This is a genomic window from Kitasatospora sp. NPDC059646 (genome assembly GCF_042734615.1).
Lineage (GTDB): Bacteria > Actinomycetota > Actinomycetes > Streptomycetales > Streptomycetaceae > Kitasatospora.
Map to the genome: position 1 here is coordinate 60,745 of NZ_JBHWDS010000002.1, position 15,622 is coordinate 76,366.

The following is a 15,622-nucleotide window of genomic DNA, read 5'->3' on the forward strand; positions in this document are numbered from 1 at the left end:
AAGCCCGGAGAGGTAGGATCGCGGCCGGTGCCGGTCCGGCTTTTCCGCATTTGGCCGGGCCCACCCGGCCGCACTCCCTGAGGAAAGGCTCTGCGCTCCCGATGGCCCCCCGTCTGTCCGTCGTCGTCCCGATCTACAACGTCGAGCGTTACCTCGAGGAGTGCCTGGACTCGATCGCCGCCCAGACCTTCGACGACTTCGAGTGCGTCATGGTCGACGACGGCTCGAAGGACTCCAGCGCCTCCATCGCGGAGGCGTACGCCGCGAAGGACTCCCGTTTCCGTCTGGTCCAGCAGGTGAACAAGGGTCTGGGGGCGGCCCGCAACACCGGGTACCGGCACATCTCCGAGGGCACCGAGTTCCTCGCGTTCGTCGACAGCGACGACACCATGCCGCCGTCCGCCTACGAGCTGATGATCAGCACGCTGGAGGAGACCGGCTCGGACTTCTGCACCGGCAACGTGCTGCGCTTCCGCGCCGTCGGCCACTACCAGTCGGGCGGCCACCGCAAGCCGTTCGCGGAGACCCGGCTGCGCACCCACATCACCGAGATCCCGGCGCTGGTCACCGACCGCACCGCGTGGAACAAGGTGTACCGCCGCGCGTTCTTCGACCGGGCGGGCGTGCTCTACCCCGAGGGCATCCTGTACGAGGACGCCCCGGTCTCCGTGCCGCACCACTACCTGGCCCGCCGGGTCGACGTGCTCGCCGAGCCGATCTACCACTGGCGCGAGCGGGAGGTCGGCGAGATGTCGATCACCCAGATGAAGACCAACCCCAAGGGCGTCATCGACCGGGTCAAGTCGATGGAGCTGGTCCGCGAGTGGCTGGGCAAGCAGAGCGACCCGAAGTTCCGCAAGTACCTGCAGTCCTACGACGAGAACAACCTCGTCGAGGAGATCCCGATGTTCTTCGGGTCGGTGCTGGAGGGCGACCCGGAGTACAACGCCGCCTACCTGGAGTCGGCCGGCCGGCTGCTCCGCGCGATCGGCCCGGAGCAGGTCCGCAAGCTGCGCGCCCCGCTGCGCCTGAAGTACCACCTGACCCTGCAGGGCCGCCTGGACGAGCTGATCGAGCAGCTGCGCTTCGAGAAGGACAGCAACGGCGCCGCCCCGGCCCGCGGCCTGCTCCGCCCGTACGCCGACTACCCGTTCCTGCGCGGCGGCCGCAAGAGCGTCCCCGCGGACGTGCTGCGGCTGAACAACGCCCTGGTGATGCGCTCCCGGGTGCACGAGGCCCGCTGGGCGAACGGCAAGCTGCTCCTGACCGGGCACGCCTTCCCGGAGCACCTGGGCGCCGAGAACAAGCACGACATGGTCAAGGCGCTGATCCTGCGCGAGGCCAAGGGCCGTCGCGTGGTGGCCGTGCAGACCAAGGCGGAGTTCAGCCCGGAGGCCACCGCCAGCTCCCCGCACGACCTGTACAGCTGCGACTGGGCGGGCTTCTCCGCCGCCATCGACCCGCAGCGGTTCAAGCACCGCGGCGAGTGGAAGGACGGCTCCTGGCGGGTGCTGGTGGCCGGCGCCGGCAAGGGCGGCATCTACAAGGGCCGGGTGTCGGTCGGCTGGCACGACCGCGCCGAGTACCCGCCCTCCCAGTGGGTCGAGGACGACGTCCGGATCGTGCCCTGGCAGCGCGACAACCACCTGCTGCTGCGGGTGGAGCGGGTCCGGGCCCGCGCCGTGTCGGTGACCGCGCAGGGCGGCACCGTCGAGCTGCGCGGCCTGGTCCGCTCCGGCGCCGACCTGGCCGGCGCGGAACTGCGGCTCAAGCACGCCGAGTCCGAGCGCGACGTGTTCGCGGCGCTGGAGCTGGGCGTCCCGGTCGGCCGCGACGTCCCGTTCACCGCGCAGGTCCCGGTCGCCGAGCTGACCGCCGTCCGGGAGGCCTGGAACGCCCTCGACCCCGCCGCCGAGAAGCGCACCCGGGACCGCTGGGACCTGGAGCTCAAGCTCACCGACGGCACCGGACTGCCGGTCGTCCTCGACGACCGCACCGCGCCCGTCGAGCTGCACCTGCCGCTGGCCGGCGGCACCCGCGCGCTGTTCGCCAAGCCCTCCCCCAGCGGCTACCTGCAGCTGTGCGACCAGGTGCTGCAGCCCGTCGTCGAGGAGGTCACCCGGGCCAAGGACGGCGAGGGCTTCGTGCTCAGCGGCTCCTTCCCGCTGCCCGGCACCCACCGCTACGAGCTGGTGATCCACCACGTCAAGCGCCGCGAGGAGCACGCCTACCCGGTGGAGATCGCCGACGGCAGGTTCCGGGCCGCGCTGCCCGCCGTGCCGACCGCGTCCTTCGCCGGCCGGGTCCCGCTGCACAAGGGCACCTGGACGGTGCAGTTCCGCCCGGTCGGCGCCGCCGCCGACAGCAAGTGGCCGACCGCGGTGCTCGCCGCGTCCACGTTCGACACGCTGCCGCTGGAGGTCGAGGCCCGCGGCAAGCGGATCGCCCTGGAGCGCCGCCTGTTCGACAGCCTGTCGCTGGAGTCGCACGACCCGCTCACCCCGGCCGAGCGCAGCGGCTACCGGCAGCGGCAGCTGCGCCGCTCGTTCGCCGAGCTGCAGCGGCGCCCGCTCACCGACACGGTGCTGTACCACACCGTCCGCGAGGACTGGTGGGCCGCGGACGGCGGCCTGTACGCCGACTCGCCGCGGGCCGTGCACGAGGAGCTGGTCCGCCGCGGCGAGCCGCTGCGCCACCTGTGGACCTCCGTCGACCTGCAGGCCGAGCTGCCGCAGACCGCCGAGTGCGTCCGGCACCGCTCCCCCGAGTGGTTCGAGGCGCTGGCGACGGCCAAGTACATCGTCACCTCCACCCACCTGCCGACGTACTTCCGCCGCCGCCAGGGCCAGGTGGTCCTGCAGACCTGGCAGGGCACCCCGCTGAAGCGGATCGGCACCGACTTCGAGAAGGTCTGGTTCACCGACGCCGGCTACCTGGAGCACCTCAAGGAGGAGGTGCCGCAGTGGAGCCTGCTGGTGGCGGGCAGCCGCTGGGCCGCGCCGGTGCTGCGCCGCGCCTTCGACTACCGGGGGAAGCTGCTGGAGAGCGGCTACCCGCGCAACGACCTGCTGTTCGCGCCCGACCGGGAGAAGACCGCCGAGCGGGTCCGCGAGCGGCTCGGCCTGCCCGAGGGCAAGCAGGTGGTGCTGTACGCGCCGACCTTCCGCGAGGACCGGCGGCTGCCCGAGGGCGGCTACCAGCTGAACCTGCAGCTCGACCTGGCGGCGGCCCGGGCCGCGCTCGGCGACGACCAGGTGCTGCTGGTGCGCGGCCACGAGGTGGTCCGCGGGCAGCTCCCGGAGGCCGGCAACGGCTACGTCTGGGACGTCAGCACCTACCCGGACATGGCGGAGCTGCTGCTGATCGCCGACGTGCTGGTGACGGACTACTCCGCCGCCGTGTTCGACTTCATGAACACCGGCCGGCCGGTGCTGTTCTTCACCTACGACCTGGCGCACTACCGCGACAACCTGCGCGGTTTCAGCCTGGACCTGGAGGCCTCGGCCCCCGGCCCGCTGCTGTCCACCTCCGCCGAGGTGGTCGCCGCGCTCGGCGACCTGCCGCGGGTGACCGCCGAGTACGCCGACAAGTACGAGGCGTTCCGCGAGGCGTACTGCGACCTGGACGACGGCGGCGCCGCCGCCCGGGTGGTGGACGCGCTGCTCGCCGAGGGCGCATAGCGAAAACGCATCGCACACGGACAGAAGCCGGTTCCCACCCCCTTCCGGAGAGGGTGGGAACCGGCTTTTCCGTGCGCCGGCGGAATTCCGCGCGGCCGCGTCAGGCGACCTCCGCGCCGCGCTGGACCGGGAGCGCCACCGCGGGCCGCCCGCCCGGGGTGCGGGCGGCCGGGCGCTCGTAGGGGCCGGGGACGGGGAAGTACGCGGCCAGGAACTCGGCCATCGCCCGGTCCTGCTCGTCCGCGGGGCTGCCGTCGCCGGCGCCGTCGGCCAGGCAGAACACCTTGAGGTCGCGGTCCTCCAGCAGCCGGACCAGCCGGGCCCGGTCCTCGGCCCGGTCCACCGCCAGGTAGGCGTGGGCGATGGCCCCGTCGACCGCGGCGCCGCGCAGCTGCGCGTGGTACAGCGCCAGGGTGACGGGCGCGATGTCCGTCGCGGACCGGAAGACGGAGCGGCCGGTGGCCTCGGTCTCGGTGCGCCAGCGCCGTTCGGCGTCCTCCAGCAGGGTGCGCCGCAGCGCGTACGGGACGTGCGCGAGCACCCGGGTGAAGGCCCGGCCGTGGTCGCGTTCGAGGGCCCGGCGGGTGTTCTGCTGGACGGCGGTGTACACGTCGGCGGACCCGGCGCCGGCGGACGGCGGGACGATCCGGGTGTCCCGGAACACCCGGGGCAGCCCGTTGCCGAGGAAGAAGTCCTCGGGGGCGACCGGCCCGCCGAGGAACATGTCGTCGTTGAAGTACAGGAAGTGCTCGGCCAGGCCGGGGATCCGGTGCAGCCCGGTCTCGATGGCGTGCGAGTTGAACACCGGCCCGCCGGGCAGCAGCCGGCGGTGCGACACCAGGGTCAGGCCGGGCACGGACGGGTCCAGCCAGGCCGGCGTCTGGTCGTCGGTGACCAGGAAGATCCGCCGGATCCAGGGCGCGTACATGGCGATCGAGCGCAGGCAGTGGCGCAGTTCGTCGCGGTCGCGGTAGCGGTGGTCGGCGTCGTCGTGCCCGGGGTCGCCGTCCGGCGCGCGGTCGCCGAACAGCCGGGCGCGGGCGGCGTCGCGGCGCTCGCGCCAGGCGGGGTCGCTGTCGTCGACCCAGGTGATCACGGCGTCCACCGGGAAGCGGACGTCCTCCGGCAGGGCGTGCAGGAACGGCTCGGCGACCGGGTAGTCGCGGGCGCCGACCCGGACGGTGCCGGCCGCCTCCAGTGAGGGCAGCCACCAGCCGAACGGGGTGGCGTCGATCGACGCGACCGCGCCGTCGGCCGTCCCGTCGGCGTCCCAGAACTCCAGGTCGCAGCCGTGGTCCTGGCCGTAGTGGAGGGTGCGGGTGGCGGTCACCACCGGCCGGTACAGCCGCACGCCCTTGACCCGCTCGGGCGGGTCCGGCGGCTCGACGGGCTCGGCGGCGTCCTGCGGCGCCTCGGGCGCGGGCGGCGGCAGTTCGTGCGCGGCGACGGCGGCCGGCAGGTCCTCGGCGAGCACGGTGCGGTGCACGCTGCCGTGGCCGAGCAGGGCGGCGTACACGGCGGCGCCGGGGAAGGCGTCGGCGACGGCGGCCAGGGCCCGCTCCCGCTGCCCGGGGGGCACGGCCAGCCGGTGGCGCGGGCCGCGGTCGGGGATCAGCAGGTAGGGCACGCCGGCGGCGTCCAGCGCGCCGGCGGCGGCGGTCAGGTTGGCCTCGCGGGCCTGCGGGGCGAGCAGGTCGTCGCGGAGCTCGGCCAGCCGGCCGCGGTGGCGCACCAGGCGGCGGTCGGCGGCGAGCAGTTCGTCCTCGCGGACCCGCTGCGGGTCCGGCGGCGGCGGGGCCGGGGCGGGCGGCGGCGGGGGCGCGGGCAGCACGCCCAGCGAGCGGAGCATCCGGCCCGCCATGCGCCGTGCCGGCCTGAGCACCGACCGCCTGCTCACATCGTTCTCCCGCCGCGTCGATGATCCGTTTCGAAAGTAACAACGACGAAAGGCAGGGTGAAGAAATGGCAAAGGACTCCCAGACAACTCCGGGAATCCCCAGGTGGAACGCTCAGCCTCGGCCGAAGGCGTAACTGCGCCAGGGCCGCCACACGCCGTCCGCGCCGAACATCGACAGCACGAACTCGGTGACCTCGAAAACGGCGCGGAATCCGCGGGACTGCTCCTGCGCCCGGTCGAGGACGGCGTCGGGCAGCCCGTGGGCGACGGTGACGTGCGGGTGGTAGGGGAAGGCGAGCTCGCGGGCCAGCGGGCCGGAGCGGACCTCCGCCTCCAGCTCGCGGCACTCCTGCGCGCCCTCCTCGACCCGGACGAACACCACCGGCGAGACCGGCCGGAACGTGCCGCTGCCCTGCAGCAGCATCCGGAACGGGCGCTGCGCGGCGGCCACCGCCCGCAGGTGCTCCTCGATCCCGGGCAGCAGGGCGGTGCTGGTCGCGGTGGGCGGCAGCAGGGTGACGTGGGTGGGTATCGACCGGGCCTGCGGGTCGCCGTGGCCGGCCCGGGCGTCCTGCACCTGGCTGCCGTACGGTTCCGGGACGTGTATGGACACGCCGATGGTGACGGCCTCGTCGAGACCGTCACCGTCGGGGGCGGCAGCCGTCGGCATCAGCGCTTCGGCGCCAGGAAGCCGACGCGGTCGTACACCTGGTCGAGCGTCTCGGACGCCACCGCACGGGCCTTGTCGGCGCCGAGGGCCAGCACCCGGTCGAGCTCGGCCGGGTCGTCCAGGTAGCCCTGGACGCGGGTCTGGAACGGGGCGACCCAGTCGGTGAACAGCTCGGCCAGCTCGGTCTTCAGGGCGCCGTACATCTTGCCCTCGAAGTGCGCGACCAGCTGGTCGATGCTCATCCCGCTGAGCGCGGAGTGGATCTGCAGCAGGTTGGAGACGCCGGGCTTGTTCGCCTCGTCGTACGTGACGACGGTGTCGGTGTCGGTGACGGCGCTCTTGAACTTCTTGGCGCTGGCCTTCGGCGCGTCGAGCAGGTTGATCAGGCCCTTGTCGCTGGCCGCGGACTTGCTCATCTTCGCGGTCGGGTCCTGCAGGTCCTGGATCTTGGCGGTGGCCTTCAGGATGTACGGCTCGGGGACGGTGAACGTCTTCCCGTAGCGGGTGTTGAACCGCTCCGCGAGGTCGCGGGTCAGCTCCAGGTGCTGGCGCTGGTCCTCGCCGACCGGGACGGTCTGGGTCTGGTACAGCAGGACGTCGGCGACCATCAGCACCGGGTAGGTGAACAGGCCGACGGTGGTGCGGTCGGCGCCGTGCTTGAGGGACTTGTCCTTGAACTGCGTCATCCGGGAGGCCTCGCCGAAGCCGGTGAGGCAGTTCATCACCCAGGCCAGCTGGGCGTGCTCGGGCACGTGCGACTGCACGAACAGCGTGCAGCGCTCCGGGTCGAGGCCGGCGCCGAGCAGCTGCGCGGCGGAGATCCGGGTGTTCTGCCGCAGCGTCGCCGGGTCCTGCGGGACGGTGATCGCGTGCAGGTCGACGACCATGTAGAAGGCGTCGTTGGCCTCCTGCAGATCGACCCACTGGCGCACCGCGCCGAGGTAGTTGCCCAGGTGGAAGGAGCCTGAGGTGGGCTGGATGCCGGAGAGCACCCGGGGACGGTCCTTCACCGGACCGGTGACCGCTGCGTTGACCATGCCGCCCATTGTTCCAGTTCTCCCGCCCGCTCAGGAAACCTCCGGCCCACCGGGGTTGGGCAGTGTGACGGCGCTCACCCGCAGCCGTTCGATCCGGCGCCCGTCGAGCCGGGCCACGGTGAGCCGCGCGCCGGACCCGGTGACCACCTGGTCGCCCTTCTCCGGCAGCCGGCCCAGCTCGCGCACCACGTACCCGGCCACCGTCTCGTAGGGGCCCTCGGGCAGCGTGAAGCCGGTCTCCTGGGCGAAGTCGGCGAGGTTGAGCAGGCCGTCGAGCTCCATGCCGCCGCCGGCCAGCCGGCGGGTCGCGGTGGTGTCCTGCGCGTCGTACTCGTCGCGGATCTCGCCGATCACCTCCTCGACCAGGTCCTCCAGGGTGACGATGCCCGCGGTGCCGCCGTACTCGTCGACCACGATGGCCAGGTGGTGGCCCTCGCGGCGCATCTCGCTCATCGCCTCCAGCACCCGCTTGGTGGCGGGCAGCAGCTTGACCGGCCGGGCCAGGTCGCGGACCCGGGCCGCCTCCTCGCCGCGCACCCCGTACAGGTCGCGGACGTGCACGAAGCCGGTGACGGCGTCGTACGAGCCCTCCACCACCGGGTAGCGGGAGTGCGGGGACGAGTCGGTCTCGGCGCGGACCTCGCGCACCAGCCGGTCGCCGTCCAGGAACGTCACCTCGGTGCGCGGCACCATCACCTCGCGCAGCTGCCGCTCCCCCGCCGCGAACACCTCGTTGATCAACTCGCGTTCGTCCGGGCCGAGTTCGGTGTTGGCGGCGACCAGGCCGCGGAGCTCCTCGGGGCTCATCACGCCGCGCCCGGCGGTCGGGTCGCCGCCCAGCAGACGCACCATCAGGTTGGTGGAGCGGCCCAGCAGCCAGATCGCCGGCCGCAGCACCACCGACATCACGTCGACCACCGGCGCGGCCAGCAGCGCGATCGACTCGGCCCGCTGCAGGCCGATCCGCTTGGGCGTCAGCTCGCCCAGCACCAGGGACGCGTAGGAGATCACCAGGGTCAGGCCGACCAGCGCGACGGCGTCCGCGACCCCGTCCGACAGGCCTGCCCGGACGAACACCGGGGCGAGCTTCCCGGCCAGCGTGTCGGCGCCGAACGCGGCCGACAGGAAGCCCATGCACGTCACCCCGACCTGCACGGCGGCCAGGAACCGGTTCGGGTCCGCCGCCAGGTGCGCGGCCCGGGCGGCCCGGCGCGAACCGGCCGCCTCCAGGGTGCGGATCTGCCCCTCGCGCAGCGAGATCAGCGCGATCTCGGCGACGTTGAACAGCCCGCCCAGCATGATGAACACCAGGACGAGCGCGGCGTCCTGCAGGGTTTCGCTCACGGCCCGAGTGTAGGAGAACGGCCGGGCGCCCCGTGGGCGCCCGGCCGTTCCTTCACACGTGGTGGGGCGGCGCTCAGATGAGGCCGAGCTCCTGCACCGCGTCGCGCTCCTCGGCGAGCTCCTTGACCGAGGCGTCGATGCGCTTGCGGTCGAACTCGGAGAGCTCCAGGCCCTGGACGATCTCGAACTTGCCGTCCTTGGTGGTGACCGGGAACGAGGAGATCAGGCCCTCCGGCACGCCGTACGAGCCGTCGGAGACGATGCCCATCGAGGTCCAGTCGCCGGCCGGGGTGCCGTTGACCCAGGTGTACACGTGGTCGATGGCGGCGTTGGCGGCCGAGGCGGCCGAGGACGCGCCGCGGACCTCGATGATCTCGGCGCCGCGCTTGGCGACCTTCGGGATGAAGAAGTCCTCGACCCAGGCCTGGTCGGCGCCGACGGCGTCGAACGCGGCCTTGCCGGAGATCTCCGCGTGGAACAGGTCCGGGTACTGGGTGGCCGAGTGGTTGCCCCAGATGGTGACCTTCTTGACGTCCTCGACCGTCACGCCGGCCTTCTTCGCCAGCTGGGCGACGGCGCGGTTGTGGTCCAGGCGGGTCATCGCGGTGAAGCGCTCGGCCGGCACGTCCGGGGCGTTGCGCTGGGCGATCAGGGCGTTGGTGTTGGCCGGGTTGCCGACCACCAGGACCTTGATGTCGTCCGCGGCGTGGGCGTTGATCGCCTTGCCCTGCGGGCCGAAGATGCCGCCGTTGGCGGACAGCAGGTCGCCGCGCTCCATGCCCGCGGTGCGCGGACGGGCGCCGACCAGCAGCGCCACGTTGGCGCCGTCGAACGCCACGTTCGCCTGGTCGGTGATGGTGATGTCGCGCAGCAGCGGGAACGCGCAGTCGTCGAGCTCCATGGCGACGCCCTCGGCGGCCTTCACGCCCTGCGGGATCTCCAGCAGGCGCAGGTTCACCGGAACGTCGGCACCCAGCAGGTGACCGGAGGCGATGCGGAAGAGCAGCGCGTAGCCGATCTGGCCGGCCGCTCCGGTAACGGTGACGTTGACGGGGGTGCGAGTCATATCTACCTTCTCCAGCTGATCGCCAGGCGCCCCAGGCACATCGGCGCGCTGGAGCCGAGGATGATCTCTCGATGTCGAGAGACCCGAGACAGGCTATCGCAAGCCGATGGGGCGGACGGACAGGGGCGCGGGGACGGGCCGCGGGAGCGGGCGGGCGCGGGAACGGCGGCGCGGGGAACCGCGCGAGCGAGGAGCAGAACCGCAGGATCGCGACGCGGACAGTGACCTGCCCGCGACCGCGACCCGACCGGCCCCCGCTCCTCGTTCGCGCGCGGTTCCCCGCGCCCCCTGGTCGTGCGTCGCCGTGCTCTCAGTGCACCGGGTGCCCGATCAGCCGGCCGATGTTGTCGAGCACCGGGACGTTCAGCCACGGGCCGGGCTGGGCCACCAGCGTGAGCAGCACGATCACGCCGCCGAGCGCGAACATCAGGGTGACGTCGGTGAACCGGCTGCGGACGGCGAGCATGCCGACGTCCGGGAGGCCGAGTCGCAGCAGCGCGCCGAGCAGCGGCGCGGCGCCGACGGCGAGCAGCCCGAGCCGGAAGTTCCCGGCCCAGGTGATCAGCAGCCCGAGGGCGGCGACGGCGAGGACCAGCGTGATCGGCCACTGCCGCACGGGGAGGGTGTGGCCGCGGCCGAGTGCCGCCGCGGAGCCCTCCGGCGGCAGGGTGCCTTCGGTGGTGACGGGGCGGCGGCGGGTGCGCCTCATGACGCCGGGCACCGGTGTCAGACGCCGGCGCGGCGCTCGGCCGCCTCGACGATGTTGTTGAGGAGCATCGCGCGGGTCATCGGGCCGACGCCGCCGGGGTTCGGGGAGATCCAGGCGGCGACCTCGGCGACGCCGGGGTGCACGTCGCCGACGATCTTGCCCTCGCTGCGGGAGACGCCGACGTCCAGCACGGCCGCGCCGGGCTTGACGTCCTCGGGCTTGACCAGGTGCGGGACGCCCGCGGCGGCGACGACGATGTCGGCGTTGCGCAGGTGCGCGGCGAGGTCGCGGGTGCCGGTGTGGCAGAGCGTCACGGTGGCGTTCTCGCTGCGGCGGGTGAGCAGCAGGCCGATGGAGCGGCCGACGGTGATGCCGCGGCCGACCACGACCACCTCGGCGCCGTCGATGGCGACGTCGTGGCGGCGCAGCAGTTCGACGATGCCGAGCGGGGTGCAGGGCAGCGGGCCGTCGATGCCGAGGACGAGCCGGCCGAGCGAGGTCGGGTGCAGGCCGTCGGCGTCCTTGTCGGGGTCCATGAGTTCGAGGACGCGGTTCTGGTCCAGGCCCTTGGGGAGCGGCAGCTGGACGATGTAGCCGGTGCAGGCCGGGTCGGCGTTGAGCTCGCGGACGACGTTCTCGACGTCCTCCTGGCTCGCCGTGGCGGGGAGTTCGCGCTGGATCGAGGCGATGCCGATCTCCGCGCAGTCGCGGTGCTTGCCGTTGACGTACCACCGGCTGCCCGGGTCGTCGCCGACCAGGACGGTGCCGAGGCCGGGGACGACGCCCCGCTCCTTGAGGGCCGCCACGCGGACGGCGAGTTCGGACTTGATCGCGGCCGCGGTGGCCTTGCCATCGAGAATCTGGGCAGTCATGGGCACCATTCTCCACCCCGGCCCTCCGCCCCCGCGAAGGGTTGCGGTTGTGCCACATTCGTGCGCGCCACGCCGCAGTCGGCTGGACATCGCAGGTGGGTGCGCACAACGATGTTGCCCGAGCACTGCGCCCGCCGGCCCGGTGACCGGCCGTCGGACCAGACGGGGGAGAGCACGGGGGACCGAGAGATGAGCAATCCGTACCAGCAGCCCGACCCGTACAACGGGAGCGGCTACGGCCAGCAGCCCCAGCAACCGGGCTACGGCTATCCGCAGCAGCCGCCGCAGCCCAACTACGGCTATCCGCAGGCCCCGCAGCAGCCGCAGGGCTACGGGTACCCGCAGGCGCCGCAGCAGCCCTACCCGCCGGTGTACCCGGCGGCTCCGCCGCAGAACACGCTGGCGACCGCGTCGGCCGCGATCGGCGTGGTGTCGATCCTGACGGTGTGTTTCTACGGGTGGCTGCTGGCGCTGGTCGGGGTCGGCCTGGGCATCGGCGCGTTGAACAAGTCGTCGCAGCTCGGCGGCCAGGGTCGCGGCGTGGCGATCGGCGGCATCGTGATCAACACCTTGGCGCTGTTGATCGGTGTGGCGGTGGTCGTGCTGTACGTCGTCATCCCGAAGTGAGCACGGTCCGGCAGTCCGGCCCGGTGGAGCGCTGGCGCAGGTCGGCGGGGACCACCGCGGGCGGGCTGTCGCGGGTGCTGGTCCGGGGTGCGGGCGCGGCGGTGGTCGCGGTGGCGGCGGCGCTGCTGCACGACGCCCACGACCCGGGCGTGCTGTGCCCGTTGCGCCGGTTCACCGGGATCCCGTGCCCGGGCTGCGGGTCGACCACGGTCTTCATCGAGGCAGGCCACGGGAACCTGCTCGGCGCGGTGGCCGCGAACCCGGTGACGGTGGTGGTCGCGCTCGGCCTGCTGGTGGCCCCGCTGGGGCCCGGCCGGTGGTGGTGGCGGCTGCCCAACTCCCGCCGCAACGCGGTGATCTGGGGGGCGGCGGCGCTCTCCTGGAGCTGGCAGCTGCACCGCTACGGCTTCCTCCCGGTGTGAACCGCCCTACTCCTTCGTCCTTCCCCCTTAGCGCCGTCAGGGCCATCCGCTAGTCTCCCGTCCCGGTCGGTACGTCAACTGCCCGTCCGTCCACGGGGCTTCCAGCCGTCCGTCCACAACTCGCATCCTGCCCGGAGGCATTGAAAATGAGTTACCCGCCCGACCCCAACAACCCGTACGGCCAGCAGCCCCCGCAGCAGCCGGGCTACGGCTACCCGCAGCAGCCGCCGGCCGCCCCGGGCTACGGCTACCCGCAGGCCCCCGCGCCGGGCTACGGCATTCCGCAGCAGGGCTACGGCTACCCGCAGCAGGGCTACCCGGGCGTCCCGCCGTACGCGGGCTGGGGCAGCCGCGTGCTGGCGTACATCATCGACTACCTGATCGTCGGTCTCCCGGCGGGCATCCTGTACGGCATCGGCGCCGCGCAGGCGGTCGGCAGCGTCAACTGCACCACCAGCTCGTCCGGTCTGAGCCACTGCACCACCTCGGGGTCGAGCAGCGGCAGCATCTTCGTGATGCTGGGCGGCCTGGTCGCGCTGGTCGGCTGGCTGATCCTGCTGTACCGGGTCGGCACCACCGGCCAGACCCCGGGCAAGAAGGCGATGGGCATCCGCCTGGCGCGTGAGGCCGACGGCCAGAACATCGGCTTCGGCCTGGCGGTCGTGCGCTTCCTGTGCCACATCCTGGACGGCTTCTGCTGCATCGGTTACCTGTGGCCGCTGTGGGACGAGAAGAAGCAGACCTTCGCCGACAAGATCATGAGCACCGTGGTCGTCCGGACCAAGTGACCGTGAGCCCGAAGGGCCCGCACGCCTCGCGGTGTGCGGGCCCTTCGGCGTTCGGGGCGGCTCAGTGGAAGAAGTGCCGGGTCCCGGAGAAGTACATGGTCACGCCGGCCTTCTCGGCGGCGGCGATCACCTCTTCGTCGCGGATCGAACCGCCGGGCTGCACCACGGCCCGGACGCCCGCGGCGAGCAGGATCTCCAGGCCGTCGGCGAACGGGAAGAACGCGTCCGAGGCGGCGTAGGACCCGGCGGCGCGCTCGCCGGCCCGGGTGACGGCCAGCTTGCAGGAGTCGACCCGGTTGACCTGGCCCATGCCGACGCCGACCGAGGCGCCGTCCTTGGCGAGCAGGATCGCGTTGGACTTGACGGCCCGGCAGGCCCGCCAGGCGAAGGCGAGTTCGGCCAGCTCGGCCTCGTTCAGCGCGTCGCCGGTGGCCAGCGTCCAGGTGGCCGGGTCGTCGCCCTCGGCGTCGACGCGGTCGACCTGCTGGAGCAGCACGCCGCCGGAGATCCGGCGGGACTCCAGCTTGTCGGCGGGGGCGTCGGGGGCGAGCAGCACCCGCAGGTTCTTCTTCTTGGTCAGCACCTCCAGGGCGCCGTCCTCGTAGCCGGGGGCGACGACGACCTCGGTGAAGATCGGGGCGATCTGCTCGGCCAGCTCGACGGTGACCGGGCGGTTGACGGCGATCACGCCGCCGTACGCGGAGACCGGGTCGCAGGCGTGCGCCTTGCGGTGCGCCTCGGCGACGTCCGCGCCGGTGGCGATGCCGCACGGGTTGGCGTGCTTGATGATCGCGACGGCCGGGCCGGCGTGGTCGTAGGCGGCGCGGCGGGCGGCGTCGGTGTCCACGTAGTTGTTGTAGGACATCTCCTTGCCGTGCAGCTGCTGCGCGCCCGCGAGGCCGCCCGTGCCGTCGGTGTAGAGGGCGGCCTGCTGGTGCGGGTTCTCGCCGTAGCGCAGGACGTTGCCCAGCTCCCAGGTGCTGCCGAGGAAGGACGGGAACGCGGCGTCGGACTCGGTGTAGCCGGACTCCTCGAACCACGTGGCGACGGCCACGTCGTACGCGGCGGTGTGCGCGAACGCGGCGGCGGCCAGCCGCTTGCGGGCCAGCAGGTCGAAGCCGCCGGACTGCACGGCGCTCAGCACGTCCGCGTAGCGGGCCGGGTCGACGACGACGGCCACCGAGGGGTGGTTCTTGGCGGCGGCGCGGACCATCGACGGGCCGCCGATGTCGATCTGCTCGACGCACTCGTCGGGGGTGGCGCCGGAGGCGACGGTGGCGGTGAACGGGTAGAGGTTCACCACGACCAGGTCGAAGGGCTCCACGCCGAGCTCGGCGAGCTGCGCGCGGTGCGACTCCAGGCGCAGGTCGGCGAGGACGCCGGCGTGCACCCGCGGGTGCAGGGTCTTGACCCGGCCGTCCAGGCACTCGGGGAAGCCGGTCAGCTCGGAGACCTCGGTGACCGGGACGCCGGCGGCGGCGATCCGGCCGGCGGTGGAGCCGGTGGAGACGATGGCGACGCCGGCGGCGTGCAGCCCCTGGGCCAGCTCCTCCAGACCGGTCTTGTCGTACACGCTGATCAGCGCGCGCCGGATCGGGCGAACGTTCTCGGAGACGGGGGGAGTGGCGGAGGAAGCGGCGCTCATGCCGGAATCCATACCTTTCGGTCTTCGATGCGGTGTCCTTCGCGGGCCAGCCGGCCCACGACCTCGACGAGCAGCTTGCGCTCGACAGTCTTGATGCGCTCGTGCAGCGCCTCGCCGCCGTCCGCGTGGTCGGCGTCCTCGACCTGCACCACGCCCTGGGCGATGATCGGCCCGGTGTCGACGCCGGCGTCCACCAGGTGCACGGTGCAGCCGGTGACCTTGACGCCGTACGCCAGCGCGTCGGGGACGCCGTGCGCCCCGGGGAAGGCGGGCAGCAGCGCGGGGTGGGTGTTGACGGTGCGTCCGGCGAAGGCGGCGACGAACGCGGAGCCGAGGATCTTCATGAACCCGGCGGTGACCACCAGGTCGGGCTCGTACGACGCGACGGCGGCAGTCAGCGCGGCGTCCCAGGCGGCCCGGTCGGCGTGGTCCTTGACCCGCTCGACGAACACCGGGATGCCGGCCTTCTCGGCCCGGTCGATGCCGGCGATGCCGTCCCGGTCGGCGCCCACCGCGACGATCTCCGCGCCGTAGGCGGGGTCGGCGGCGGCGTCGATCAGCGCCTGGAGGTTGGTGCCGGAGCCGGAGACCAGGACCACGAGCCGGGCCGGTCCGGGGGTGCGGGGCGGGAACACTTGGGCGTCAGCGGCAGCCACGGCGCGAGTCTCCGTAGGTCGGTGTCGCCCGCTGGTACGTCCACCGTCGGTGGGGCCACTACGGGCGGCGGCAGGTCGGGAGCCTTCGGCGGGCGCCGGGCGGCCGCGGCGCTGCGGGGCCCGGGGAACCGTCGGGAGCTGCCGACCGTCACCACGATAACGGCTGGTGGGAGGCCACCCGTAACCACCTGGCAACGCTACGCGCGTAG

13 protein-coding genes are annotated in these 15,622 nt (G+C 72.9%); 4 read left to right on the top strand and 9 right to left on the bottom strand.

Features of this window, described 5'->3' with window-relative positions:
• Positions 1-101: 101 nt before the first annotated feature.
• On the top strand, positions 102-3,680 hold the full coding sequence (locus ACFV1L_RS01570) for a CDP-glycerol glycerophosphotransferase family protein (protein ID WP_380361924.1): 3,579 nt from the start codon (positions 102-104) through the stop codon (positions 3,678-3,680).
• Positions 3,681-3,780: 100 nt separating this feature from the next.
• Here ACFV1L_RS01570 and ACFV1L_RS01575 read toward each other — a convergent pair whose 3' ends face one another.
• From ACFV1L_RS01575 to ACFV1L_RS01605, 7 genes are all read right to left on the bottom strand, one after another.
• Entirely contained in the window at positions 3,781-5,529 is a 1,749-nt protein-coding gene (locus ACFV1L_RS01575) for a Stealth CR1 domain-containing protein (protein WP_380361926.1), read from the bottom strand.
• A 160-nt stretch (positions 5,530-5,689) separates the two neighbouring features.
• Positions 5,690-6,247: a 2'-5' RNA ligase family protein gene (locus ACFV1L_RS01580; protein WP_380361927.1), complete on the bottom strand. Its 558-nt coding sequence runs from the start codon at positions 6,245-6,247 to the stop codon at positions 5,690-5,692.
• Complete coding sequence (gene trpS, locus ACFV1L_RS01585; protein ID WP_380361929.1) at positions 6,247-7,284, bottom strand: tryptophan--tRNA ligase; 1,038 nt, start codon at positions 7,282-7,284, stop codon at positions 6,247-6,249. Before trpS ends, ACFV1L_RS01580 begins: the two co-directional genes overlap by 1 nt.
• Positions 7,285-7,314: 30 nt before the next feature.
• Complete coding sequence (locus ACFV1L_RS01590) at positions 7,315-8,628, bottom strand: hemolysin family protein (RefSeq protein ID WP_380361931.1); 1,314 nt, start codon at positions 8,626-8,628, stop codon at positions 7,315-7,317.
• A gap of 73 nt (positions 8,629-8,701) precedes the next feature.
• The gene (locus tag ACFV1L_RS01595; RefSeq protein ID WP_380361933.1) at positions 8,702-9,694 is read right to left on the bottom strand and encodes a malate dehydrogenase; all 993 of its coding nucleotides are present in this window, start codon (positions 9,692-9,694) and stop codon (positions 8,702-8,704) included.
• Between the two features lie 310 nt (positions 9,695-10,004).
• Positions 10,005-10,403 carry a DUF3017 domain-containing protein gene (locus ACFV1L_RS01600; protein WP_380361935.1) on the bottom strand — a complete coding sequence of 133 codons (399 nt, stop codon included), beginning with the start codon at positions 10,401-10,403 and terminating at the stop codon, positions 10,005-10,007.
• A gap of 17 nt (positions 10,404-10,420) precedes the next feature.
• Entirely contained in the window at positions 10,421-11,275 is an 855-nt protein-coding gene (locus ACFV1L_RS01605; protein WP_035863390.1) for a bifunctional methylenetetrahydrofolate dehydrogenase/methenyltetrahydrofolate cyclohydrolase, read from the bottom strand.
• A gap of 189 nt (positions 11,276-11,464) precedes the next feature.
• On the opposite strand from ACFV1L_RS01605, the gene ACFV1L_RS01610 reads away from it, so the two are divergent.
• The 3 genes from ACFV1L_RS01610 to ACFV1L_RS01620 all read left to right on the top strand — a co-directional run bounded on the left by ACFV1L_RS01610 (position 11,465) and on the right by ACFV1L_RS01620 (position 13,112).
• The gene (locus ACFV1L_RS01610) at positions 11,465-11,902 is read left to right on the top strand and encodes a hypothetical protein (RefSeq protein WP_380361936.1); all 438 of its coding nucleotides are present in this window, start codon (positions 11,465-11,467) and stop codon (positions 11,900-11,902) included.
• Entirely contained in the window at positions 11,899-12,324 is a 426-nt protein-coding gene (locus ACFV1L_RS01615) for a DUF2752 domain-containing protein (RefSeq protein WP_380361938.1), read from the top strand. The genes ACFV1L_RS01610 and ACFV1L_RS01615 overlap by 4 nt, the downstream gene beginning before the upstream one ends.
• Positions 12,325-12,470: 146 nt before the next feature.
• Positions 12,471-13,112, top strand: a complete 642-nt coding sequence (locus tag ACFV1L_RS01620) for an RDD family protein (protein ID WP_380361939.1) — start codon at positions 12,471-12,473, stop codon at positions 13,110-13,112.
• 61 nt (positions 13,113-13,173) lie between these two features.
• On the opposite strand, the gene purH is transcribed toward ACFV1L_RS01620, so the two are convergent.
• Entirely contained in the window at positions 13,174-14,757 is a 1,584-nt protein-coding gene (gene purH / locus ACFV1L_RS01625; protein WP_380361941.1) for a bifunctional phosphoribosylaminoimidazolecarboxamide formyltransferase/IMP cyclohydrolase, read from the bottom strand.
• Positions 14,754-15,413 carry a phosphoribosylglycinamide formyltransferase gene (gene purN, locus ACFV1L_RS01630; protein WP_380361942.1) on the bottom strand — a complete coding sequence of 220 codons (660 nt, stop codon included), beginning with the start codon at positions 15,411-15,413 and terminating at the stop codon, positions 14,754-14,756. The genes purH and purN overlap by 4 nt, the downstream gene beginning before the upstream one ends.
• Between the last annotated feature and the right edge of the window lie 209 nt (positions 15,414-15,622).

Coding starts and splice junctions, on each gene's coding strand:
- trpS (WP_380361929.1), bottom strand. CDS start 7,284: ATGGTCAACGCAGCGGTCACCGGTCCGGTGAAGGACCGTCCCCGGGTG.
- ACFV1L_RS01570 (WP_380361924.1), top strand. CDS start 102: ATGGCCCCCCGTCTGTCCGTCGTCGTCCCGATCTACAACGTCGAGCGT.
- ACFV1L_RS01610 (WP_380361936.1), top strand. CDS start 11,465: ATGAGCAATCCGTACCAGCAGCCCGACCCGTACAACGGGAGCGGCTAC.
- ACFV1L_RS01595 (WP_380361933.1), bottom strand. CDS start 9,694: ATGACTCGCACCCCCGTCAACGTCACCGTTACCGGAGCGGCCGGCCAG.
- ACFV1L_RS01620 (WP_380361939.1), top strand. CDS start 12,471: ATGAGTTACCCGCCCGACCCCAACAACCCGTACGGCCAGCAGCCCCCG.
- purH (WP_380361941.1), bottom strand. CDS start 14,757: ATGAGCGCCGCTTCCTCCGCCACTCCCCCCGTCTCCGAGAACGTTCGC.
- ACFV1L_RS01600 (WP_380361935.1), bottom strand. CDS start 10,403: ATGAGGCGCACCCGCCGCCGCCCCGTCACCACCGAAGGCACCCTGCCG.
- ACFV1L_RS01575 (WP_380361926.1), bottom strand. CDS start 5,529: ATGCTCCGCTCGCTGGGCGTGCTGCCCGCGCCCCCGCCGCCGCCCGCC.
- ACFV1L_RS01580 (WP_380361927.1), bottom strand. CDS start 6,247: ATGCCGACGGCTGCCGCCCCCGACGGTGACGGTCTCGACGAGGCCGTC.
- ACFV1L_RS01605 (WP_035863390.1), bottom strand. CDS start 11,275: ATGACTGCCCAGATTCTCGATGGCAAGGCCACCGCGGCCGCGATCAAG.